23 protein-coding genes, 2 tRNA genes, 1 other RNA gene and 1 pseudogene are annotated in these 22,465 nt (G+C 72.0%); 8 read left to right on the plus strand and 19 right to left on the minus strand.

Features of this window, described 5'->3' with window-relative positions:
- Positions 1-2 precede the first annotated feature (2 nt).
- Together ACZ573_RS24210 and ACZ573_RS24215 are read right to left on the minus strand one after the other, a co-directional pair.
- Positions 3-1,550, minus strand: a pseudogene (locus ACZ573_RS24210) (MDR family MFS transporter); the annotation flags it as partial.
- An 85-nt stretch (positions 1,551-1,635) separates the two neighbouring features.
- Entirely contained in the window at positions 1,636-2,028 is a 393-nt protein-coding gene (locus ACZ573_RS24215; protein WP_471307499.1) for a MarR family winged helix-turn-helix transcriptional regulator, read from the minus strand.
- Between the two features lie 244 nt (positions 2,029-2,272).
- On the opposite strand from ACZ573_RS24215, the gene ACZ573_RS24220 reads away from it, so the two are divergent.
- Positions 2,273-2,512, plus strand: a complete 240-nt coding sequence (locus ACZ573_RS24220; RefSeq protein WP_471307388.1) for a hypothetical protein — start codon at positions 2,273-2,275, stop codon at positions 2,510-2,512.
- Positions 2,513-2,561: 49 nt separating this feature from the next.
- Here the strand turns inward: ACZ573_RS24220 and ACZ573_RS24225 are convergent, their stop codons facing one another.
- The 10 genes from ACZ573_RS24225 to ACZ573_RS24270 all read right to left on the minus strand — a co-directional run bounded on the left by ACZ573_RS24225 (position 2,562) and on the right by ACZ573_RS24270 (position 9,370).
- Complete coding sequence (locus ACZ573_RS24225) at positions 2,562-3,362, minus strand: hypothetical protein (RefSeq protein ID WP_471307390.1); 801 nt, start codon at positions 3,360-3,362, stop codon at positions 2,562-2,564.
- A 50-nt stretch (positions 3,363-3,412) separates the two neighbouring features.
- A complete protein-coding gene (locus ACZ573_RS24230) occupies positions 3,413-4,264 on the minus strand; it encodes an RNA polymerase sigma factor SigF (RefSeq protein WP_202200826.1) in 852 nt (283 codons plus the stop codon).
- Positions 4,265-4,494: 230 nt separating this feature from the next.
- Positions 4,495-5,373, minus strand: coding sequence for an RNA polymerase sigma factor SigF (locus ACZ573_RS24235; RefSeq protein WP_301369232.1), 879 nt, complete (start codon positions 5,371-5,373; stop codon positions 4,495-4,497).
- A gap of 229 nt (positions 5,374-5,602) precedes the next feature.
- Positions 5,603-5,764 carry a hypothetical protein gene (locus tag ACZ573_RS24240; protein WP_167745563.1) on the minus strand — a complete coding sequence of 54 codons (162 nt, stop codon included), beginning with the start codon at positions 5,762-5,764 and terminating at the stop codon, positions 5,603-5,605.
- A gap of 456 nt (positions 5,765-6,220) precedes the next feature.
- Positions 6,221-6,544, minus strand: a complete 324-nt coding sequence (locus ACZ573_RS24245; protein ID WP_471307393.1) for a hypothetical protein — start codon at positions 6,542-6,544, stop codon at positions 6,221-6,223.
- A 76-nt stretch (positions 6,545-6,620) separates the two neighbouring features.
- Positions 6,621-6,705, minus strand: a tRNA-Ser gene (locus ACZ573_RS24250).
- 120 nt (positions 6,706-6,825) lie between these two features.
- Positions 6,826-7,254, minus strand: coding sequence for a tRNA adenosine(34) deaminase TadA (gene tadA / locus ACZ573_RS24255; RefSeq protein WP_301374607.1), 429 nt, complete (start codon positions 7,252-7,254; stop codon positions 6,826-6,828).
- A 50-nt stretch (positions 7,255-7,304) separates the two neighbouring features.
- Entirely contained in the window at positions 7,305-7,853 is a 549-nt protein-coding gene (locus ACZ573_RS24260) for a tRNA adenosine deaminase-associated protein (RefSeq protein WP_471307394.1), read from the minus strand.
- Between the two features lie 275 nt (positions 7,854-8,128).
- Positions 8,129-8,308: a hypothetical protein gene (locus ACZ573_RS24265; RefSeq protein ID WP_030768873.1), complete on the minus strand. Its 180-nt coding sequence runs from the start codon at positions 8,306-8,308 to the stop codon at positions 8,129-8,131.
- 81 nt (positions 8,309-8,389) lie between these two features.
- Positions 8,390-9,370 (minus strand): universal stress protein, encoded by a 981-nt coding sequence (locus ACZ573_RS24270; RefSeq protein WP_471307399.1) that lies wholly within the window; start codon positions 9,368-9,370, stop codon positions 8,390-8,392.
- A 164-nt stretch (positions 9,371-9,534) separates the two neighbouring features.
- On the opposite strand from ACZ573_RS24270, the gene upp reads away from it, so the two are divergent.
- Positions 9,535-10,170: a uracil phosphoribosyltransferase gene (upp, locus tag ACZ573_RS24275; protein ID WP_030010426.1), complete on the plus strand. Its 636-nt coding sequence runs from the start codon at positions 9,535-9,537 to the stop codon at positions 10,168-10,170.
- 71 nt (positions 10,171-10,241) lie between these two features.
- Here upp and ACZ573_RS24280 read toward each other — a convergent pair whose 3' ends face one another.
- Complete coding sequence (locus ACZ573_RS24280) at positions 10,242-10,913, minus strand: LytR C-terminal domain-containing protein (RefSeq protein WP_471307402.1); 672 nt, start codon at positions 10,911-10,913, stop codon at positions 10,242-10,244.
- Between the two features lie 93 nt (positions 10,914-11,006).
- Positions 11,007-11,303 carry a type II toxin-antitoxin system VapB family antitoxin gene (locus tag ACZ573_RS24285; protein ID WP_030010424.1) on the minus strand — a complete coding sequence of 99 codons (297 nt, stop codon included), beginning with the start codon at positions 11,301-11,303 and terminating at the stop codon, positions 11,007-11,009.
- A gap of 88 nt (positions 11,304-11,391) precedes the next feature.
- Here ACZ573_RS24285 and ACZ573_RS24290 point away from each other — a divergent pair, with 88 nt between their 5' ends.
- Positions 11,392-13,035: a helicase HerA-like domain-containing protein gene (locus ACZ573_RS24290; RefSeq protein WP_471307403.1), complete on the plus strand. Its 1,644-nt coding sequence runs from the start codon at positions 11,392-11,394 to the stop codon at positions 13,033-13,035.
- A gap of 20 nt (positions 13,036-13,055) precedes the next feature.
- Positions 13,056-13,988: a glucose-6-phosphate dehydrogenase assembly protein OpcA gene (gene opcA / locus ACZ573_RS24295; RefSeq protein ID WP_471307405.1), complete on the plus strand. Its 933-nt coding sequence runs from the start codon at positions 13,056-13,058 to the stop codon at positions 13,986-13,988.
- Here opcA and ACZ573_RS24300 read toward each other — a convergent pair.
- Positions 13,937-14,410, minus strand: a complete 474-nt coding sequence (locus tag ACZ573_RS24300) for a cupin domain-containing protein (protein ID WP_471307407.1) — start codon at positions 14,408-14,410, stop codon at positions 13,937-13,939. The genes opcA and ACZ573_RS24300 overlap by 52 nt on opposite strands.
- Before the next feature lie 135 nt (positions 14,411-14,545).
- Positions 14,546-15,148: an HhH-GPD-type base excision DNA repair protein gene (locus ACZ573_RS24305; RefSeq protein WP_471307408.1), complete on the minus strand. Its 603-nt coding sequence runs from the start codon at positions 15,146-15,148 to the stop codon at positions 14,546-14,548.
- Between the two features lie 112 nt (positions 15,149-15,260).
- Between ACZ573_RS24305 and ACZ573_RS24310 the strand changes: the two genes are divergently transcribed.
- On the plus strand, positions 15,261-16,073 hold the full coding sequence (locus tag ACZ573_RS24310) for a VOC family protein (RefSeq protein ID WP_471307410.1): 813 nt from the start codon (positions 15,261-15,263) through the stop codon (positions 16,071-16,073).
- A 145-nt stretch (positions 16,074-16,218) separates the two neighbouring features.
- Entirely contained in the window at positions 16,219-16,566 is a 348-nt protein-coding gene (locus ACZ573_RS24315) for a DoxX family protein (protein WP_471307412.1), read from the plus strand.
- 47 nt (positions 16,567-16,613) lie between these two features.
- Here the strand turns inward: ACZ573_RS24315 and ACZ573_RS24320 are convergent, their stop codons facing one another.
- The 3 genes from ACZ573_RS24320 to ACZ573_RS24330 all read right to left on the minus strand — a co-directional run bounded on the left by ACZ573_RS24320 (position 16,614) and on the right by ACZ573_RS24330 (position 19,954).
- A complete protein-coding gene (locus ACZ573_RS24320; protein WP_471307414.1) occupies positions 16,614-16,838 on the minus strand; it encodes a hypothetical protein in 225 nt (74 codons plus the stop codon).
- A 114-nt stretch (positions 16,839-16,952) separates the two neighbouring features.
- Positions 16,953-19,379 carry a helicase-associated domain-containing protein gene (locus tag ACZ573_RS24325; protein ID WP_471307415.1) on the minus strand — a complete coding sequence of 809 codons (2,427 nt, stop codon included), beginning with the start codon at positions 19,377-19,379 and terminating at the stop codon, positions 16,953-16,955.
- A gap of 487 nt (positions 19,380-19,866) precedes the next feature.
- Positions 19,867-19,954 (minus strand) — tRNA-Ser (locus ACZ573_RS24330).
- Positions 19,955-20,061: 107 nt separating this feature from the next.
- Here ACZ573_RS24330 and ffs point away from each other — a divergent pair.
- Positions 20,062-20,160, plus strand: an RNA gene (ffs, locus tag ACZ573_RS24335) — signal recognition particle sRNA small type.
- A 77-nt stretch (positions 20,161-20,237) separates the two neighbouring features.
- Complete coding sequence (locus ACZ573_RS24340) at positions 20,238-22,415, plus strand: DNA polymerase III subunit gamma and tau (RefSeq protein ID WP_471307418.1); 2,178 nt, start codon at positions 20,238-20,240, stop codon at positions 22,413-22,415.
- The last annotated feature ends 50 nt before the right edge of the window (positions 22,416-22,465 follow it).

Consider the following 22,465-nt stretch of genomic DNA (forward strand, 5'->3'; position numbering starts at 1 on the left):
GCGGTCTCGGCGGGGGCCGGCTCGTTCGACGCCGCCGGGGCGTGGGCCGCCGGCTTCGACTTCAGGGCGACCTCCTTGATGAACACCACCAGGACCAGTCCGAGCAGCGCGAACGGGGCGGCGTAGAGGAAGACGTCGCCGACGCCGTGCCCGTACGCGGACTCGATGACCTCGCGGATCGGCGCGGGCAGCTTGTCGAGGTCGGGGATCCCGCCCCCGGCGGTGCCGCCGTGGCCGAGGGCCGCTGCCTTCGGGCCGAGGGCCGCGAGGCCGTCCTGGACGTAGTGCGTCACCCGGTGGGCCATGACCGCGCCCAGCGCGGAGACGCCCATGGCGCCGCCGAGGGAGCGGAAGAAGGTGACGACCGAGCTGGCCGCGCCCAGGTCCTCGGGGGCCACCTGGTTCTGGGTGGCGAGGACCAGGTTCTGCATCATCATGCCGAGACCGAGGCCGGTCAGCGCCATGTAGATCGCGATGTGCCAGTACGGGGTGTCGTGGCGCAGGGTGCCCAGCAGACCCAGGCCGGCGGTCAGCAGGACGCCGCCGGAGACGAGCCAGGCCTTCCACCTGCCGGTCTTGGTGATCACCTGACCGGAAACCGTGGAGGAGACGAAGAGGCCGGCGATCATCGGAATCGTGAGGATTCCGGACATCGTCGGGGACTCACCGCGGGCCAACTGGAAGAACTGGCTGAAAAACACGGTCCCCGAGAACATCGCGATGCCCACGAACAGGGAGGCCGCCGAGGCGAGGCTGATGGTCTTGTTGCGGAACAGCCGCAGCGGGATGATCGGGTCGCTCGCGCGGGACTCGACGAGGACGAAGAGCAGGCCGAGCAGCAGCGCGCCGCCCGTCATCGCCCAGGTCTGCCAGGAGATCCACTCGTAGGAGTCGCCGGCCTGCGTGACCCAGATCAGCAGCAGGGAGACGGCGCCGCTGATCAGGAAGGCGCCCAGCCAGTCGACCTTGACGTCGCGGCGCACGACCGGGAGGTGCAGGGTGCGCTGGAGGACGATCAGCGCGATGATCGCGAACGGCACGCCGACGTAGAAGCACCAGCGCCAGCCCAGCCACTCGGTGTCGGTGATGACACCGCCCAGCAGCGGGCCGCCGACGGTGGCGACGGCGAAGACCGCGCCCAGGTAGCCGCTGTACCGGCCGCGCTCGCGCGGGGAGATCATCGCGGCCATCACGATCTGCGCCAGGGCGGAGAGGCCGCCGACGCCGATGCCCTGGACCACGCGGCAGGCGATCAGCGTGCCGGTGTTCTGGGACAGGCCCGCGACCACGGATCCGAGGACGTAGATCACGAGGGATATCTGGACCAGCAGCTTCTTGCTGAAGAGGTCGGACAGCTTGCCCCACAGCGGGGTGGCGGCCGTCATCGACAGCAGCGCGGCGGTGACCACCCAGGTGTACGAGGACTGGGTTCCGCCGAGGTCGCTGATGATCTGGGGGAGGGCGTTGGAGACGATCGTGGACGACAGGATCGCCACGAACATGCCGAGCATCAGCCCGGACAGCGCCTTCATGATCTGCGGGTGGGTCATGGTCACGGAGGAGGCCGCGGGGGTGGCCGCGGACGCGGGCGGGTGGTCGGTCGTCGTCTCCGACTGGGCCATGTCTTTCCTTTGTCTAGAAGCTCGATCGGAGTCGGGCCAGCAGGGTGTTGAGTACGTCGATGTCCTGGGGGGACCAGTCGTGGAGGGCTCTTTCCAGCGAGGCCGTGCAGCGGGCGCCGAGCTCGGCGAGGAGCACCCGCCCGGCCGGGGTGAGCCGCAGGATCCGGCAGCGCCCGTCGCCCGGGTCGGTCTCGCGCTCGATCCAGCCGCGGTCGGCGATGTGCGTGACGTGCCGGCTGGTCACGGAAATGTCGACCCCCATGTACTCGGTCAGCCGGCTCAGCCGCATCTCCCCGTGCCGGTCGAGCAGGGTGAGGACGGCGGCGGCGCCGGGCGGGCAGTCCGCGGGCAGACAGCGGGCGAGCTCGCGCTTGACCGCGCCGATGCCGGTGAGCTGGCGGGCCAGCTCCGCGTACGGGGCGGTCGCAGCAGGAGGAGCGGTCGCAGCAGGAGGTGCGGTCGGAGCAGGCGGCGCGGTCGGTGCGCTCTGCACGGTTGGTGCGCTCTGCACGGTCGGAGCGGTCTGCACGGTCACCGGGTCCCCCATCTTGTTGCTTGAGGCAACCATAGAAGCGCATGGTTGCTACAGGCAAATGAATCTGGGGGGTGGGGCGGTAAAGGAATCGGAAAACCGGCTAGGGTCCTGCTCCATGGCTGACAACCACAACTCACAGGTCCCCGAGGGCAACTACGACCCCGCGGGCAGCACGCAGATGTTCAAGGCCTTCGTCGAGGAGGCCGCACCCGCCCGCCAGGCGGGTCCGGGCGCCCGTCAGCAGCGGCGCGCGGAGCAGCGGTCCGGGTCGTCCTCGAACCCGGCCCTGAAGGTGGGGCTGGTCCTCGCCCTCGTGCTCGTCATCGGCGTTGCCGCCTGGATGGCCCTGACCTGACGGCCCCCGGGCAGCGCCCCGAGGGCCCCTCGCCTCACCGCACCTCGGCTCAGCTCCAGGTCGCGGTGACCTTCCGGGTGTCCACGTGCATGCCCAGCGGCACCCGCCAGGACTCCACGCACACCGTGTAGGTCTGCGTCTTCGAGGTCCCGCCCGCCAGCGGCGCCGGCAGGGCCTGGCTCGTGGTGATCGTGGCCCAGTCGATGCCGAGGGCGCCGATGATGTGCGTCGCGAAGCTGACCGTGCCCGAACGGGCCGCGGTGGTTCCGGTGTTGGTGAAGGTCACGGTGACCTGCTCGCACCAGCGGTCGGCCGCGGCCGACCTGACCGGCGCGGACAGCGTCAGCCGGGCCGGTGTGGACGCGGGTGGCGCCGGCGGTGTCGTCCCGGGCCTGCCGGGCGGGCTCGCCGGGGTGCCCGGCGAGGTCGGAGAGGCCGGTGAGGCCGGGGCGGTGGGCGCCGTCGGCGTGCCGGGTGTGCCGGGGCGCGGTGGGGTCCTGCCCGGGTCCGAGGGGGTGCCTGCGGAGCCGCCGGGGCCGGTGGTCGTGGCTCCGCCTGGGGCGGAGCCGCCAGGGCTCCCGGATCCCGCGACACCGGTCGACGTACTGGAGGCCGTGGCCGACCGGGCGGATCCGCCCGCCGTGTCCGGGCCTCCGAGCTGCTGGAACTCCACCTGACCCCGCGGAGCCACGTTCTCCCCCGCGCCCCGTTCGGGGCCCGGAGCCGCGGCGCCCACGGCGACATAGCCGTCCCGCGCCGGGCCGCCGCAGCCGGTGAGGCCGGCGGCGGCCGTGCAGCACAGGGCGAGCAGGGTGGTGGTGGCGGCGGCCGCTCGCGATCCCTTTCGCATCGCGCCAGTTTTCCTGACGGATCGTCAATTGGGAAGCGCGAGGCGCCGGGTCACTCCCCGATGAGGCCTACGCGCAGTTGCGCGAGGGTGCGGGTCAGCAGCCGGGAGACGTGCATCTGGGAGATGCCGACCTCCTCGCCGATCTGCGACTGCGTCATGTTCGCGAAGAAGCGCAGCATGATGATCTGCCGTTCCCGGGGCGGGAGTTTGGCGAGCAGCGGCTTCAGGGACTCGCGGTACTCGACGCCCTCCAGCGCGGTGTCCTCGTACCCGAGGCGGTCCGCGAGGGAGCCCTCGCCGCCCTCGTCCTCGGGGGAGGGCGAGTCGAGCGAGGAGGCGGTGTAGGCGTTGCCGACGGCGAGGCCGTCGACGACGTCCTCCTCGGAGACCCCGAGCACGGCGGCGAGCTCCGGCACGGTCGGCGAGCGGTCCAGCTTCTGGGCGAGCTCGTCGCTGGCCTTGGTCAGCGCCAGGCGCAGTTCCTGGAGCCGGCGCGGGACGCGGACGGACCAGGAAGTGTCCCGAAAGAATCGTTTGATCTCGCCCACGACGGTCGGCATCGCGAACGTCGGGAACTCGACGCCGCGTTCGCAGTCGAAGCGGTCGATCGCCTTGATCAGCCCGATGGTGCCGACCTGGACGATGTCTTCCATCGGCTCGTTGCGGCTGCGGAATCGGGCGGCCGCGTAGCGCACGAGAGGCAGGTTCAGCTCGATCAGGGTGTCGCGTACGTACGCCCGTTCGGGGCTGTCCGCATCCAGGGCGGCGAGCCGCAGGAAGAGGGAGCGGGAGAGAGTCCGGGTGTCGATGGCTTCCGAGCGGTCGGACGCTGCAGGTGCTGTGGGCGCAGGCGCGCTCTTGACGAGCGTGAGCACCTTGGAGCTGCCCTGGTCTACGGACATGCCACCCCCTTGAGGTCGCGGACGGTCGCGTACTGCGCGCCCGTCGGAGGAACGCAGCCTCCACCTGAATACCGGAGGCGGGGCTGCGGCAAACGCGGTTCACGCAGAATGTCACATGTCGGCAACGCGCTGTAGCGCCATGTCGACATATATCTCCAGCGACAGACAAGCCTGGAGGGCGATCAGTCCGATCTGTCGGGAAACGTGTGAATGATCTCCACTCGTTCCGGTTACGCCTCGATCCTGTTTGCGGATCTCAGTCGGGCGAAACTCCGGGCGAGGAGTCGGGAGACGTGCATCTGGGAGACGCCGAGCTCCACGCTGATCTGTGACTGCGTCAGATTGTTGTAGTACCGCAGGAGCAGGATCCGTTGCTCGCGTTCGGGCAGTTGTACGAGGAGATGGCGGACGAGGTCGCGGTGCTCGACGCCGGCCAGCTCCGGGTCCTCGTAGCCGAGGCGGTCCAGCAGCCCGGGCATGCCGTCGCCCTCCTGGGCGGCCTCCAGCGAGGTCGCGTGGTAGCTGCGCCCGGCCTCGATGCAGGACAGCACCTCGTCCTCGGTGATGCGCAGCCGCTCGGCGATCTCGGCGGTGGTCGGGGTGCGGCCGTGGAGGGTCGTGAGGTCCTCGGTGGCGGCGTTGACCTGGACCCAGAGCTCGTGGAGGCGGCGCGGCACGTGGACGGTGCGGACGTTGTCGCGGAAGTACCGTTTGATCTCGCCCACGACGGTCGGCATCGCGAAGGTCGGGAACTGCACGCCGCGGTCCGGGTCGAACCGGTCGATGGCGTTGATCAGGCCGATGGTGCCGACCTGGACCACGTCCTCCATCGGCTCGTTGCGGCTGCGGAATCGGGCGGCCGCGTACCGGACGAGCGGGAGGTTGGCCTCGATGAGGGCCCCGCGCACCCGGCTGTGCTCGCCGGTGCCCGGCTCCAGGCCCTTCAGCTGCCCGAAGAGGACCTGGGTGAGCGCCCGGGTGTCCGCGCCCCTGCTCGGGGGTCTCGGCGCTACCGGGGGCTCCTCGGGCGGCTCCTGACGGGGCTCCTGGCGGTGTTCCCGCTGGGGCTCCGGCTGGGGCGGCACCTGGGGGTCCTGCTGGGGTGGCACTTGAGGCGCAGTACTGGCCGGCACGGTCACGCCACCCCTTCAGTCAACTCATCCATCAAAAGCGGTCATAGCATCACAAGAGATGTGCACTGTGTGCAAGCACCGTATAGCGCCGTGTTGAGGGCAAGTTGGGCATATCAGGGCAATATCCCCAGTGGTGGGTATACAAAAAGCCCCCCACCCGTCGGAGTGGGGGGCCGGAAGTCCGGTAACCGCTTCAGCGTACGGGTCAGCGCACCAGTTCGGTCATGAACTCGCCGATGCCGGAGGCGGCATCCGATATCCCCTGGAAGCCTATTTCCACGATCTCGGCCGCTCTCTTCGGCTGGGTGATGATCACGAAGAGGGCGAACACGGTGAGGGCACCCGTGATGAGCTTCTTGGTGTCCACGTGCGGGCGGCCTCCCCAACCGGTCCGAGCAAGTCGGGTGAGTCTAACCGGTCAAGATTGGACACTCACCTGTCCTTTAAGGACCAATGGCCCGGTACTCCGGGTCCTTTGCCGTGGAGCGTGCAGTGGCGGCGGGCACAGGATGGGTGTGCGCCCACCGGTTCTGGCAGGAAACCGGTGGGCGAGGGGCAGGGCCTCACTGCGGGGTCGGGGCCGCGCGCTTCCCCCTGATCGCGGCCCGGACCGGCAGGTCCGTCCTCGTCGGGGGAGGTGGCTTGTCCCCCCGATGCCACGTCCCCCGTTCCGCGCGAAGAAGGTCCCGACTCCCGTCGGGGCCTTCTTCGCGTCGTCCCCGCGGCCCGCGCGGGCGTACGGGGGCTCGGGCGTACAGGGGGCGCGCACAGGGCGCACAGGGAGCGCACAAGGGGCGTGTGGCGGCGGTTGCGGCCCCGCTGGCTACTCCAGGCCGCCGGCCAGGTCCGTGAGGGGCTGCACGGGCGCGATGACGGGGGCCAGGTGGTCGGGCAGCTCCATCAGCGCGTTGAGCTGGTTCGCGCCGGCGCTCAGCTGCGACCCGATCTCCTGGACGGACGTGGGCTGGGCCCCGGCCGGCATCCCCGGGGCGGCCGACGGCAGGTCCGGGAGAGTGAGGGGGGAGACCGGGGCGGCCGAGGCGGCGGGTGCGGCGAGGCCCGCGGCGGCCCCCGCGAGGGCGAGGGCGGCGAGCATGCGCTGGGTCTTGGTCATGCCGTGACAACGGCCGAAGGGGCGGGCGGTCACGCGGGTGTCCTCCGGAGAGACGACCCGGAACACGCCGAGAGCCCCGACCCTTGCGGGGCGGGGCTCTCGATCGAAGCGGTAGTGGAGGGATTTGAACCCCCGATGGGTTGCCCCATACTCGCTTTCGAGGCGAGCTCCTTCGGCCACTCGGACACACTACCGAGATGGATCCTAGCCTAAGGAACCCCATCCGCCGAAATCGGTAGGTCCGGGGGCGGCACGGTGGCCGTACGCAGGCCCTTTCCGGGCCCTGGGTGCCGGTACCGGGGCCCGCACGCCGTTCAGAGGTCGCGGAAGAAGTCCGTCAGCTGCCGCGCGCACTCGTCGGCCAGGACACCGCGGACCACCTCGGGACGGTGGTTGAGCCGGCGGTCCCGTACGAGGTCCCACAGCGACCCGGCGGCGCCCGCCTTCTCGTCGTCCGCGCCGTAGACGACCCGGGCGACGCGCGACTGGACGAGCGCGCCCGCGCACATGACGCACGGCTCCAGGGTCACCACGAGGGTGCACCCCGGAAGGCGCCATTCCCCGAGCGCGGCGGCCGCCCGGCGCAGGGCCACGACCTCGGCGTGCGCGGTGGGGTCGCCGGTCGCCTCGCGCTCGTTGTACCCGGTGGCGAGGATCCGCCCGTCCGGGCCCAGCACGACGGCGCCGACCGGCACATCGCCGGCCGGCACCGCCCGGGCGGCCTCCTGGAGCGCCAGGCGCATGGAGTCCCGCCACGGGTCCCGTACGGGATCGTCGGTGTTCGCAGGGACCACTAGCGGACGGCCTCCAGGACCTCGGTGGCGCCGAGGGAGTCGGCGATCTCCGAGAGTGCGTCCCCGTCCAGGGTCATCAGTTGTTTGTTGGTCACCCCGAGATCGTCCAGCAGCCGGGGGTCACCGAGCGGACCGGCCGGTACCGGTTCCGCACCGGTCCCGCCCACCTCGTCCTCGTCGGCGTCCTCGTCCGTGAACACGGCGACGGCATCCTCCTCGCCGTCCTCGGTGCCGTCCAGGTCCAGGTCGTCGAGTTCGTCGTCCTCCTCGTCGCTGCCCAGCAGCTCTTTGGTCAGCATCGAGCCGTAGGAGCTGCGGGCGGCCGCGGAGGCGTTCGATACGAAGTACCGCGGGTCCTCCTCGCCGTCCACGCGGACGACGCCGAACCAGGCGTCCTCCTGCTCGATGAGGGCGACCACCGTGTCGTCGTCGACAGCGGCGGACCGGGCGAGATCGATCAGATCACTGAGGGACTCGACGTCGTCGAGTTCCATGTCGCTCGCTTCCCACCCGTCTTCGGTGCGCGCGAGCAGTGCGGCGAAATACACCGTGACTCTCCCACTGGTCTTAGGCGTGCCGGTTGGAGGTCCCCCCGGCCGGAGGTTGGGGCAAAGCGGCCGTGCTGCTCGCCGTCCGTACCCCGCCCAATCGGCATCGTGGCAGAAACAGCGGCTTTGCGAGAGGTCTTCCGCGCTTGCGTCGTGCCGCGCCGTGCACCGGCAGGGGCTGTACGGGGTTGCGGCGCGGGGGCGGCGGGGTCGTGAGGAGGGGTGTGGGGCGGGTGGTGCAGCCCGGACGTGTCGCGGCGCGGCGGGGCCCCGGATCACCAGCGGAAGGTGCGCATGCGCATCTGCTGGCGCATACGGGCCGCCCGGGCGCGGCGGGGCTGGACGCGATCGCGCAGCTCGCGCGCCTCCATCAGGTCGCGCAGGAACTGCGCGCGGCGTGCTCGGCGCTGTGCCGCGGTCTCCGGCACCTCGTCCTTCGGCTGCCTGTCGGGCATCGGCCACCACCTGGCTGGTCGGTCGTCCCCCCTGCACCCACCTTCCCCCGGACGGCGCGTTTGATGCCACCCCACCGCAGGTCAGACGTCGTCCTTGAGGGTCGGGACCACCGCCACCGGGCCGTGCGCGTGGTGGAGCACCGCATGGGCCACCGAGCCGATCGCCAGCGACATGGCGGTGCGCCGCGGGTGGTGGCGGCCCACCACGACCAGCGCTGCCGCCCGGGAGGCGATGACGAGCCGGCCCGCCGGGTCCCCGGGCACCGCGGCCTGCTCGACCGGGACGTCCGGAAACCGCTCGCGCAGCGGTGCCAGCCGCTCCGTCTGGGACCGCAACATCTCCCGCTCGGCCGGTACGCCGTCCCCCTCGTCGGCCAGCCCTTCCGGCGGAATCACCGCGAAGGGGCTGTCGATCACCAGGGTCGGCGAGGGCGGGATGGCGTACGCGGAGACCACCTGGACGGTGGTCCCCCGCACGGCGGCCTCGGTGAACGCGAAGGTCAGTACGTCGTCGGGCGTCTCGGCGGCGTGCAGCCCGACCACCACCCGCCCGGCCGACTGCTCGGCGCCGGCATCGGCATCGTCGTCGGCGGCGTCGGCGTCGGCGGCGACGCCGACGCCGCGCTCCGCGTGCGGGATCACGACCACCGGGCAGGCGGCCGTGCTGGCCACGGCCCGGCTGCTGGAGCCGAGCAGCAGGCTGGCGAAGCCGCCGCGGCCCCGGGAGCCCATCACCAGCATCCGGGCCCGCGAGCCGATCACCCGCAGCGCCTCGGGTACGGAGCCTTCCAGGGCCTCGTACGTGACCCCGTCGGGCAGCCCGGAGCCGCCGGCGCCGAGTAGGGACTCGACCCAGTCGCGTACGGGGTCGGCGAATTCCGCGGGCTCGGAGGCGTCGTGCAGCGAGGCCCGGCGCCCGGCGTACAACTGGGCATGGTCGGGCAGCACATGGGCGACCAGCAGCCCGCTGTCGTGCCGGACGGCCTCCTTCCGTGCCCACTCCAGGGCCCTGAGGCTGTGTTCCGAACCGTCGACGGCCGCGATCACCGGTGTGTTGCTCATCCGTCCAGCCTGCTGGGCGTCCGCGCGGGTCGCATCCGCAAGGAAGCGGCGGGCGGGAGCGCGGCTTCGGACGCGAAGGGGCCGCGTCAGCGCGTAGCCTTTTGGGTGCAGGTCGCGTCGTGCGACCGTTTTTGCAGGTCGCAGGCTGAGTTTTGGAGGATGTTGTGCGTTTGCAGGTCGTCGATCACCCCTTGGTGGCGCACAAACTCACCACCCTGCGCGACAAGCGCACCGACTCCGCCACCTTCCGGCGGCTCGCCGACGAGCTGGTGACCCTGCTCGCCTACGAGGCCACCCGGGACGTGCGCACGGAGCAGGCCGACATCGAGACCCCGGTCGCCCCGACCACCGGCGTGAAGCTCTCGCACCCGCGCCCGCTGGTCGTCCCGATCCTGCGCGCCGGCCTCGGCATGCTCGACGGCATGGTGCGGCTGCTGCCGACCGCCGAGGTGGGCTTCCTGGGCATGGTCCGCAACGAGGAGACCCTGGAGGCCTCCACGTACGCGACGCGCATGCCGGAGGACCTCTCGGGCCGCCAGGTCTACGTCGTCGACCCGATGCTCGCCACCGGCGGCACGCTGGTCGCGGCGATCCAGGAACTGATCAAGCGCGGCGCCGACGATGTCACGGCCGTGGTGCTGCTGGCCGCGCCCGAGGGCGTCGAGATCATGGAGCGCGAGCTGGCGGGCACGCCGGTGACGGTGGTGACGGCCGCGGTGGACGAGCGGCTCAACGAGCACGGCTACATCGTGCCGGGCCTGGGTGACGCCGGCGACCGGATGTACGGCTCGGCGGAGTAGGGCCGGCACGCCGGACACGCGCGGTGCATCGGACGCGTCCCGCGCGGGACGCGTCCGGGGCGTCCTGCGCGTCAGCAGTTCTTGGGCGCGGGCACGGGGTTGGCCAGCAGGGCCAGCGCCTTGTCCGCGTCCTCCTTCTTACTCAGCTCCGTGAAGGCGTCGCCCAGGATCAGGTCGACGTCCGCGGTCTCGCGGGTGTCGGTCTGCTGGGTGACCCCGGCGAGCTGTGTGCCGAGCACGGCGAAGACGGCCTTGTCGGTCGTGGGGGAGCCCAGCAGTATCCCCGTGCCGGGGACCTTCTTGTCGAAGTCGGCCGGGGCGTTGCCCACCTTGCCGATGACGAAGCCGCGTTTGGCCAGTTCGTCACCGACCGCCTTGGCCAGGCCCGCACGCGGGGTCGCGTTGTAGACGTTGACCGCGATCTCCCCGGGCGGGGGGAGGACGACCGCCGGTTTGGTGGCGGCCGGGGCGGCGGAGGCGGCGCCGGGGCCGCCCTTGGCAGCGGCACCGGGAGGCGTCGTCGGGCAGTCCTTGGCACCCGCAGCCGTGTTCCGCTTGGGGCTGTCGCCCCGGAACACGTCGATGAGCTGCAGGGCCCCGTAGCCGACCAGGGACAGCGCAAGGATCGAGCCGAGCACGGCGAGGACGATCCGGGTACGGCTCCGCTTACGACTCATACGGGGGTAGGCGGCTCCCGTGACGCGGTACTTTCCGCCCATGCCGGGGGGAGTGAGCATGCTCATGGGCGCAGCGTAGTGCGGCCCGGAGTCGATGCCTACTAAATGATCTGCTGATAGGTCAATGGTGACCCGAAAGGCGCAATCCAGACGAAGCCGTCAGTCCATCTCGAGGACGCGCGCGTGCAGCACCTGGCGCTGCTGGAGGGCGGCGCGCACGGCGCGGTGCAGCCCGTCCTCCAGGTAGAGGTCGCCCCGCCACTTCACGACGTGCGCGAACAGGTCGCCGTAGAAGGTGGAGTCCTCGGCGAGCAGCGTTTCGAGGTCCAGCTGGCCCTTGGTCGTCACGAGCTGGTCGAGCCGGACCGGGCGCGGCGCGACGTCCGCCCACTGCCGGGTGGTTTCCCTGCCGTGGTCGGGGTAGGGCCGTCCGCTTCCGATGCGCTTGAAGATCACACGGAAAGCCTACCGGGCCGGTGCGTGCGGGCGCAGCCTCGTGGCGGTGGTGCAAAAGTGGCGAACAGCGCTATTTGGGGAGTGAAGTATGAGTGAGAGCACCGACCCCGCCCTTCCGGAGGACCGGACGGGCCCGGCCGGCCCGGCCGGGGAGATCGCCGCCGGGTACGCGTTCACCGGCCCCGCGCTCGACCTCGGGGCCCTCCTCTGGGACGGCGCATGCCTGCCCGACCGTCAGATCCGCATCCCCCTGGCGATGCTGGGCCGCCACGGACTGATCGCCGGAGCCACCGGAACGGGCAAGACCAAGACGCTCCAGCTCATCGCCGAACAGCTGTCTGCGGGCGGCGTCCCCGTCTTCCTCGCGGACATCAAGGGCGACATCTCGGGGATCTCGGCGCCCGGCACGCCGGGCGACAGGGTCGCCGAACGGGCCCGGGACGTGGCCCAGCCATGGGAGCCCACCGGATACCCCTGCGCGTTCTACTCGCTGGGCGGGACCGGCCCCGGGATCCCGCTCCGGTCCACGGTCACCAGCTTCGGCCCGGTGCTGCTGTCCAAGGTGCTCGAGCTCAACCAGACGCAGGAGCAGTCCCTCGGCCTGATCTTCCACTACGCCGACTCCAAGGGCCTGGAGCTGATCGACCTCAAGGACCTGCGCGCTGTCGTCGCCTTCCTCGTCTCCGACCAGGGCAAACCCGAACTCAAGGGGATCGGCGGACTGTCCACGGTGACGGCTGGGGTGATCCTGCGGGCGCTGACCGCCTTCGAGCAGCAGGGCGCCTCGGAGTTCTTCGGCGAGCCCGAGTTCGACACGGGCGAGTTCCTGCGGACGGCCGCCGACGGCCGCGGGCTGGTCTCCGTACTGGAACTCCCCGCCGTCCAGGACAAACCGCAGCTCTTCTCCACCTTCCTGATGTGGCTGCTCGCCGACCTCTACAACGACCTGCCGGAGGTCGGCGACCTGGAGAAGCCCAAGCTCGTCTTCTTCTTCGACGAGGCGCACCTGCTCTTCAACGGAGCCTCGAAGGCCTTCCTCACGTCCATCACCCAGACCGTCCGGCTCATCCGCTCCAAGGGCGTGGGCATCTTCTTCGTCACCCAGACCCCCAAGGACGTGCCGGCGGACGTCCTCGCCCAGCTCGGCAACCGGGTGCAGCACGCGCTGCGCGCCTTCACTCCCGACGACGCCAAGGCGCTGAAGTCGACCGTGAAGACCTTCCCCGACTCCGCGTACGACCTGGAGGAGCTGCTCACCCGGCTGGGCACCGGCGAGGCGGTCGTCACCGTGCTCAGCGAGAGGGGCGCACCCACCCCGGTCGCGGCGACCCGGCTGCGCGCCCCGCAGTCGCTGATGGGACCGATCGCGGCGGCCGACCTGGAGCGGGCCGTGAAGTCCTCGCCGCTCTGGTCGCGCTACGCGGAGCCGGTCGACCGCGAGTCGGCGTACGAGAAGATCAGCGCCGAACAGGCCGCCGCGGAGGCGCGGGCGGAGGCCGCCGCGGCCGCCGCCGAGGCCGAGAAAGAGGCCGAGAAGGAGGCCGAGAAGGAGGCCAAGGAGGCGGCCAAGGAGGCGGCGCGGGCCGCGCGCAGCGCCCCGAAGCCGGATCCCCCGCCGGCCGAGCAGGTGGTGGGGAGCGGGCTGTTCCGCTCGCTCGCCCGGTCGATCGGGACACAGCTGGGCCGGGAGATCTCGCGCTCGATCTTCGGGACGGCGCGCAGGCGCCGGTGACGCGGTGACAGACTCGGTGCATGCGGACCGAACTCACCGACACCACGTCCAGCAAGGTCAACCGGGCCCTGCTCGAAGCCCGCCGGGCGATAGGCAGCCCGACCATGGGGCTGGTGCTGACCCTTGTCCTCGCCACCGACGAGGAGAACGCCTACGACGCCGTACGCGCGGCCTCCGAGGCCTCGCGCGAACACCCCTGCCGCATCATCGCGGTGATCAGGCGGAGCTCGCGCGGCCCGCAGAAGCTCCGCGCGAACCGGGTCGACGCCGAACTGCGGGTCGGCTCCGACGCCGGGACCGGCGAGATCGTGCTGCTGCGCCTGCACGGGGCGCTGACCGAGCAGGCCGGCTCGGTCGTCCTGCCGCTGCTCCTGCCGGACGCCCCGGTGGTGGCCTGGTGGCCGGCCGACGCGCCCACCGACCTGGCGGGGGATCAGCTGGGCGCGCTCGCCCAGCGCCGGATCACGGACGCTGCCGCCGCCTTCGACCCGGTCGGCGTGCTCGACGAGCGGGCCGCCGGCTACCAGCCAGGCGACACCGACCTGGCCTGGACCCGCCTGACACCGTGGCGCTCGCTGCTGGCCGCGGCCCTGGACCAGACGCCGCTGGCGGTGACCGGCGCCGCGGTGGAGAGCGAGCCCGACAACGCGAGCGCGGAGCTCCTGGCGCGCTGGCTGGAGGACCGGCTGGGGGTGCCGGTGGCCAGGGTGGCGACCGAGGGCCCGGTGGTCACGGGGGTGAGCCTGCAGACCACGGGTGGGGAGATCCGGGTGGACCGGCCCGCGGGCGTGCTGGCCACCTTGAGCTTGCCGGGGAGCCCCGACCGCAAGGTGGCCCTGAAGATCCGCAGCGGCGCCGAACTGATCGCGGAGGAACTGCGCCGCCTCGACGCGGACGTGGTCTACGGCTCCGCGCTGCGGCGGCGGCCGCTCCAGACGGGGCTCTCCGCGTAGTGGTTGTCGTAGGTCGCCGAGCTGTCCTTGATGTCCTGCACGGTGGCCTCGCCCGCGTTGACCCGGCCCAGGAGCCGGTAGTAGTCGAAGCGGCCCATGCCGGGGGTGAAGCCGACGAAGACGGCGGCGGTGTGGCCGGCGGCGGGGGCGAAGGCGTGCTTGACGCCCGGCGGGATCGCGATGAAGTCGCCGGCGCCCAGGGTGTGGATCTCGTCGTCGACGAGGATGTCGAGCCGGCCCTCGGTGACGTGGAAGAACTCGGTGGCCTTGGTGTGGAAGTGCACCGGGGCGCCCGCCGCGCCCTCCTCGAAGGTGGCCGTGTTGCAGGTGAGCTCGGCGGTGTCGGTGAGCAGGGTGATGAGGCTGCCGGGAGCGTCATAGATGGCTTCGGCGGTGGCGGCGCGGGTCGCGATCTCTGTCATGTCCACCAATCTATGATCTTGAGCGACCGGAATCAGGGGTCAATCGGCAGCCTGTGCGCCCGGTCAATTCCGCCCGCTCCCGGAACGGGACAGGGTCTGGCGGCCAGGGCCTGACCAGGGCCCTGGCGTTCGGGATCAGGAGCCGCCCGCGGCCTTGGCGGCCTTCGCGGCGGCCTTCATCTCCTGCTTGTGCGCCCGGACCTTGGCCAGGGACTCCGGGCCCGTGATGTCGGCCGCCGAACGGTAGACGTTCGCCTGGCCGTAGCCGCCCGCCGCCTCCCGCCAGCCCGTCGGACGCACGCCGAACCGCTTGCCCAGCAGGGCGAGGAAGATCTGGGCCTTCTGCTCCCCGAAGCCCGGCAGCGCCTTGAGGCGCTTCAGCAGCTCCTGACCGGTCGCGGCGTCGGCCCAGACCGCCTCCGCGTTCCCGTCGTAGTGCTCGACGAGGTAGGCGCACAGCTGCTGGATCCGCGTGGCCATCGATCCCGGATACCGGTGGACGGCGGGCTTCTCGGAGAGCAGGGCCGCGAAGGCCTCCGGGTCGTACGCGGCGATGGTGTGCGCGTCGAGATCGTCGGAGCCGAGCCGCTGGGCGATCGTCCAGGGCCCCGAGAACGCCCACTCCATCGGCACCTGCTGGTCCAGCAGCATTCCGACGAGTGCGGCGAGCGGGCTCCGGCCGAGCAGCGCGTCGGCCTCCGGCTGCTGTGCCAGCCGGATGGTGATGTCCTTGTCCATGGCTCCAGCGTCCCGCCTGGGCGCGCTCCCCGCGCGGTCGCCGCACCGCCCGCCTAGCGTGAGTACGACCGTCTACGACGACGACAGGTACGAGACGAGGAGTCGATCGATCATGTCTGAGTTCCCCGAAGGCGCTCCGTGCTGGGTGGACGCGATGTTCGCCGACGTGGAGGGGGCCAAGACCTTCTACGCGGACGTGCTGGGCTGGACCTTCGGCGAGGCCAGCAGCGAGTACGGCAACTACACGCAGGCCTACTCCGGCGGCAAGGCCGTCGCGGCCGTGGTCCCGCCGATGCCGGGAGCCGACGCCCCCTCGCAGTGGTGTCTGTACTTCGCCTCGCCCGACGCGGCGGCCACCGCCGAGAAGGTGACGTCGAACGGCGGCGAGGTGCTGATGGGCCCGATGCAGGTGGGCGCCTTCGGCACGATGCTGATCGCGAAGGAGCCGAGCGGCGCGGTCTTCGGCGTCTGGCAGCCGGGCGAGCACAAGGGGTTCGAGAAGATGGGCGAGCCGGGCTCGTACGCGTGGGCGGAGGTCTTCACCCGGGACCCGGCCAAGGCGGACGCGTTCCTGGCGAAGGTCTTCCCGTACGGCGCCCAGCAGATGGACGCGGGCGACGATCCCGAGATGGCCGGCATGGACTTCAAGGTCTTCAGCGTCGGCGGCGCGGGGAACCCGGTGCTGGGCCGGATGAAGATGGACGACGACTTCCCGCCGGAGGTGCCGCCGTACATCCAGGTCTACTTCGGGGTGCCGGACTGCGACGAGGCGGTGGCGAAGACCCAGAAGCACGGCGGGAAGCTGCACTTCGGCCCGATGGACAGCCCGTTCGGCCGGTTCGCGGCGGTCACCGACCCGCAGGGTGCCGCCTTCGCGGTGATCGACATGTCGACAACAGTGGGTGAGATGCCGAGCTTCGGCTGAGCGGCGCCCCCGCCGTGCCGCCGGGTGGGCGGAAGTTTTTCGCGCGGCCTGTCACATCGGTGCGGCGGGGCGGGTCAGTGGAGTGAAGGAGGCGGGAGACAGACCGGAGCGAGTCCGCACCGGCGCCCGCCCGAGGGGAGCTCGGATGTCCACCACCGCTGTTGTTTTCGCCCTGGTCGGCGCGTTCATGGTCGGATTCTCGGCGGCCTCGATGTTCTTCAAGGCGAAGTGGGTCGTGGAGCCGCTGGCCGAGTACGGGGTTCCGCGCTCGTGGTGGACCTGGCTCGCCACCGCGAAGGCGGCCGGCGCGGTGGGCCTGGCGGTGGGTGTCTTCGTCCCGGCGATCGGCATCGCGGCGGCGATCGGGGTCGCCCTGTACTTTGCGGGGGCCGTGATCACGGTGCTCCGCGCGAAGTCCTACGCCCACGTGGCCTTCCCGGTGATCTACGCGGCCCCGGCGGTCGTGGCCCTGGTCCTCGGCTTCAACGGCTGAGCGGAGCGGGGGAGGGGCGGGGAGGCCGGCCGGCCCGAGGCCTCCCCCTACGAGGTCACGAACGGCAGGTCGGCGGCGCGGACGCGGTGGAGCGGGCCAGCCGCGCGCAGGACCACCTCCAGACTGCTTCGGGCCGGGCGGCGTAACTGTTCGAGAACCACGGCATGTTGGCCTCGACCACGGCGTACCGGCCGTCGCGCCGCGGCGACCTCCCCGTCGAGCAGGGACAGCCGGTATTCGGCGGCGAAGTCCACCACCTCCGAGACCAGCACGGCGGGGGTGTGCCCCTATGGGTTTGGTCAAGCTGATGGGGCGGGTTGGGGTTCGCAGAAGGTGCCGTCGCGGAGCATCGCGAAGAGCACGTCGGACTCGGGCGCCTGACCGGCCTACAGGGGCATGACGCCGTGGATGCCGGAGAGCGTGAAGACGCGTTCGGCTTCGCGCAGGTGGCACCAGGCTTCCAGGTAGGGCGGGTCGAGTTCCAGGCTGCTGAGGGTGCGTACGGTGCGGCTGCCCGACGTGGCGACGTACTCGACGGTGATGGCGGTGCCGGCGTCGATGGCATGGGCGAGCTGGCGGACATCGCTGTACGACAGGTGCTTGGCGTATCCGGCGACGATCTCCTCGGTGTCCGTTCCGAACGGGACTCCGCTGCCGAACGGATCGGGTTCCGGCGCGCTCGGTGGTGCGGTCAACAGCCGGACGGCCAGGGCATCCATGTCGGCGGCGGCCGGGACCTCCGATGTGCGGATGGCCGTGCTGCGGGTGCCGTGCCTGTCGCTGGTCCGCCGCGGGGCCGGCACAGGAGCGGCCGCCCGCCGGGGCCGGACCTTCTCGACGCGTACGGTTCCCCCGGCCGTCTCGGCGACGGGGGCGTAGCCCTCGGCGCGGAGCGCTGCGATGGTCGTGTCGAGTGAGCTGCGGCTGACCAGAACAGTCGGCGCGAGCTGCCGCAGGCCGAGCTTGGCGAGCTTGCGGTGGGCGGCGAGCTCGGCGAGGAGCGCCGGCTCTTCGCCATGGAGGACGCAGGCGGCCGGGGCGATGCGCACGCGTCCGTGGCCCCGCGCGGTGTCGGCGATGAGATAGGACAGCGGCTGGGGCAGCGGCCCGGCGGCGATGGCGGCCAGATCGGCTGCGATGTGCTCCGCGGCGCGGCCGGCGTCCAGGGCCCGTCGGATGCTGCCGGAGCTGAACCGCCACACCGAGGCAGTGCCGCTGGTTTCACGGTCCGCGGTGGCATCCAGGAGCACGGCGAGCCGCGCGGCCGGTGTACCGGCGACGACGGCGGTGAGGTCGGCGCCGATCCGGGCCGTTCCGGTGGCCGGGGGCAGCAGCCGCCGACAGGTGGCGGTCAGTCCTTGCGCGTCGTCGGCGAGCAGACTGGCGCCGAGAGCCGACAGGGCGCCCCGGGCGATCACTCCGAACAGTTCGGCCTCGCGGATCACCGCGGCGAACGGGGTGCCGTCCATGGGTGAGGTGTCGGCGAGCGGGCGGTACCAGGCCACCGTCGGTCCGAGACCAGAGGCGGCCTTCACACCCTGACCGGCCGGGAGCTGTGCCGCTGCGGCGAACAATCCGTGGCGGGCCTGGCGGCAGCCGATGCAGGGCGGCGCCCCCGCGAGGGCGGGGAGCGTCTTGTTGTCCTCGTCGCGTGCCTGCGTGGGGGTGAGCGGCAGGTCGCGCCATGCCTGGAGCAGCGTGGCAAGCCGCTCCGCGGGCTCCTGTTCCGCCCAGACGTCATATGCCTCTGTCGGCGCCACGCGGTCGCCGTCCCGGGCCAGCAGCCCGGCCGTGTACGCGGTCTCCAGGGTGATGCGGACCACGGCACCGTCGGCCTGGGCGGCCTTGCCGATCCGGGCCAGCTCACGGGCGCCGATCCCACCGGATTTGAGTGTGGCCGGTGGAGTCGAGGAACAGGCCGAGAGGACTGAGGCGGCATGGGCGGCGAACGCCGTGGCTGCGGCTGCGGCCTCCCGCTCCACCTCGGCGGAGGTGATGGGCACCAGCTGAGGGGAGGGCGGCAGCGGGTCGAAGGGGGCGTGCCAGCGGGGCCCGCGCAACGCGAGCGTGACTTCGACGGGCATGCGCGCAGCACCATACCGGTGGCGGTCCTGGATCAGGAGTCCCCGGTCGAGTGCCCATCGCGCCCCCGGTTCGAGGACGGGGCCAGGGGCCCCGAACATGAGGGTCTGCGGCGGCTTCGGCGCAGACCCGGCCCGGTGGGTCAGCAGCTTCTGTGTGACCGCTGGCGCTCGGGCCACCACTTCGGCAACGGCTTCGGGGTCGCTGAGGTGCGCGACGAGCGCCGCCGTACGCTGCTGCTTGGTGCCGGGCGGCTTGATGCCCAGCGCCGCCAACATGCCGCGCAGCCCGTCGGAGGTCATGTCCGCCAGCAGCTCCGCAAGCGGTGCGTCCAGCCCGAGCGGCGCGTCCCACGCCTGCCGCAGGGGCGCGGCCATGCGGAGTGTCCCGTCGCCGTCCGGCCAGACCAGCGCGTGCCCGGCCAGAGTCTCCAGGACCGCTTCCAGTGCGAGGCCGGCCTCGCCTGCCGTCGCTCCCAGCAGCTTCGCCAGGGCCTCGCGCGACGCGGTCGTCCCGAGCGCCGCCACGGCCTCGGCCACCTGCAGGTCGGGCAGGGTGAGCAGGGGCAGCGCGAGTGCCACCGACCCCGGCCGCTGAAGGCGGTCCGCCAGCTCCCCCACCGAGCGGGGCTCCGGAGGGGACGCGGTGTCGGTCCGTGTCGCGAGCACGCGTGCCAGGCGCGGGCCGTCGAGACCGCGCAGCCAGGCTGCCAGCGTTGATCCGGACGCCATGGAAACCTCTCCTCCGGGCAGGAAACGGCCCGTGGCCGGACCTCGGCCGGTCCGGCACCGGGCTCAAGGATGGCCCATCCGGTGGGTGTGGACGTCTCGCGAGGCGAAAGATCCCCGCCCACGGGTGACGTCGAGCCGCGGACGCGCCCTGCCCGCCCTGATGCCGCGTCAACCGCCGCGGGCGCAGTCCGGCTACTGTCTGTGCTGCGGTGAACACGGCGACAGCTTCACGGGTTCCTCGAGCGGCTCACGGTGGCCCCGTTCGAGGGTCTGGAGTTCGGGCAGCGTTCCTATGACGACGCGGCGGACGGCGAGTGATCTGTCTGCTCGACACCCATGCGGTTCGCGGAGATCACCACCCGGCCGAAGCCTGCCCCGGCCGTCGCCGCCTGGGCCAGGTCGGTTCCAGATCCTGCCCTCTGTCTGAGCCACGCAGAAGGCCCCGGCCGGTTTCCCGGTCGGGGCCTTCAAGTGCCCGGTGAGGCACTGGCGGAGGATACGAGATTCGAACTCGTGAGGGGTTGCCCCCAACACGCTTTCCAAGCGTGCGCCCTAGGCCACTAGGCGAATCCTCCGCCGCAAACAATACAAGACGTTGAGGGGTGCTCGCGAACGTGATCGTCGCGGGGAGAGCAGGTCGGGGTCCGGCTCGATTCCGGGGCCTTCCATCCGCTAGGGTGGGGCCAGCCCCTCACGTGGCGCTATCTCACCCAACTCCCCCAGGGCCGGAAGGCAGCAAGGGTAAGTGGGCTCTGGCGGGTGCGTGGGGGGCGCTTTGCGTTCCGGGCGGGGTCCGGGATGCCCTCCAGGGGCTTCGGCGGGCCGCTGATGTCGGTGGGCCCGGATAACCTCGTATACGTGTCGTCCCTTGCGCTGTACCGCCGCTACCGCCCCGAGTCGTTCGCCGAGGTCATCGGGCAGGAGCATGTCACTGCCCCGCTGATGCAGGCCCTGCGCAACAACCGGGTCAATCACGCGTACCTGTTCAGCGGTCCGCGCGGCTGCGGCAAGACCACCAGCGCGCGCATCCTCGCCCGGTGCCTTAACTGTGAGCAGGGTCCCACCCCCACCCCCTGCGGGGAGTGCCAGTCCTGCCGGGACCTGGCCAGGAACGGGCCGGGGTCCATCGACGTCATCGAGATCGACGCCGCCTCGCACGGTGGTGTGGACGACGCCCGTGACCTGCGCGAGAAGGCCTTCTTCGGACCGGCGTCCAGCCGCTACAAGATCTACATCATCGACGAGGCCCACATGGTCACCTCGGCGGGCTTCAACGCCCTGCTGAAGGTGGTCGAGGAGCCGCCGGAGCACCTCAAGTTCATCTTCGCCACCACGGAGCCGGAGAAGGTGATCGGGACCATCCGGTCCAGGACGCACCACTACCCCTTCCGTCTCGTGCCGCCCGGCACCCTGCGGGACTACCTGGGCGAGGTCTGCGGGCGCGAGGGCGCTCAGGTCGAGGACGGCGTGCTGCCGCTGGTCGTGCGCGCGGGCGCCGGGTCCGTACGTGACTCGATGTCCGTCATGGACCAGCTGCTCGCCGGCGCCGCCGCCGACGGTGTGACGTATGCCATGGCTACCTCGCTGCTCGGCTATACCGACAGCTCGCTGCTCGACTCCGTCGTCGACGCCTTCGCCGCCGGGGACGGGGCGGCCGCGTTCGAGGTCGTCGACCGGGTCGTCGAGCGGGGCAACGACCCGCGCCGGTTCGTCGCCGACCTGCTGGAGCGGCTGCGCGACCTGGTGATCCTGGCCGCCGTGCCGGACGCCGGGGAGAAGGGGCTGATCGACGCCCCCGCCGACGTCGTGGAGCGGATGCAGGCCCAGGCGTCCGTGTTCGGGGCCGCCGAGCTGTCGCGCGCCGCCGACCTGGTCAACACCGGGCTCACCGAGATGCGGGGCGCGACCTCGCCGCGACTGCAGCTGGAGCTGATCTGCGCCCGGGTGCTGCTGCCCGCCGCCTTCGACGACGAGCGGTCCTTCCAGGCCCGGCTCGACCGGCTGGAGCGCAGCGGCCCGCCCGCCGCCGCGGCCTTCGCCGCGCCGCCGGCCGCCGCGCCCGCCATGGGCTACGTGCCCGGGCCCGAGGCGCATGCCATGGCGCCCGCCGGTCCCGGTGGGGGTGCGGCCGCCGCACGCGCCGCCGTGCCCGCGCCCGCCCCGGTGCAGGCTCCCGAGCCGGTCCAGGCCGCCCCGGCACCCGCGCCCGCCGCCGCTCCCGCCCCGGCCGCCCCCGCTCCTGGCGCCTGGCCCGGCGCGGCGCAGCCCGGCAGCGGCGCGCCCGGTGCCTGGCCCGGCGCCGCGGCCCCGGCCGCCGCCGCGGCTCCCGCCCCGGGTGCCTGGCCCGGCGCGGCCGCCTCCGCCCCGGCCCCCGCTCCCGCGCCCGCCGCCCCGGCTGCCGCCCCCGCCCCGGCCGCGGCGGCAGCCGCGCCCTCCCCCGGCATGGCCGCCGGAGCCGGGCAGGTACAGGCGATGTGGCCCGGCGTGCTGGAGGCCGTCAAGAACCGCCGCCGCTTCACCTGGATCCTGCTCAGCCAGAACGCCCAGGTCACCGGCTTCGACGGGACCACCCTCCAGCTGGGCTTCCCCAATGCCGGAGCCCGCGACAACTTCGCCAGCAGCGGCAGCGAGGACGTCCTGAAGGCGGTCCTGTCCGAGCAGTTCCAGGTCAACTGGAAGATCGAGGCCGTCGTGGGCGGCGGAGCCCCGGCCCCGGTCCAGACCTCCTCGTACGGCTCCTCGTACGGGGCCCCGGCCGCGCCCGCCCCCGCCTACAGCCCGCCGCCGGCCCAGGCGCAGCAGCAGGCTCCCCCGCCGCACGCCCCGCCCGCCCCGCAGTACACGCCGCAGCAGCCGTCCCAGCAGTCGGCTCCCGCCCCGCAGCCCCCCGTGCAGCAGGCGCCCCCGCCGGTCGCCCCCGAGGACGACTTCGCCGAGGAGGACGATCCCGACCTCGTCGAGAGCGCGCTGACCGGACACGACCTGATCGTGCGCGAGCTCGGAGCCACCGTTGTGGAGGAATACACAAATGAGTGACCGGTCCTGATTGGGTGGCCGCACGAAGGCGGCCGCGCCGTCCGGGCTAG

The sequence above is a fragment of the Streptomyces sp. NPDC040545 genome (assembly GCF_055595065.1).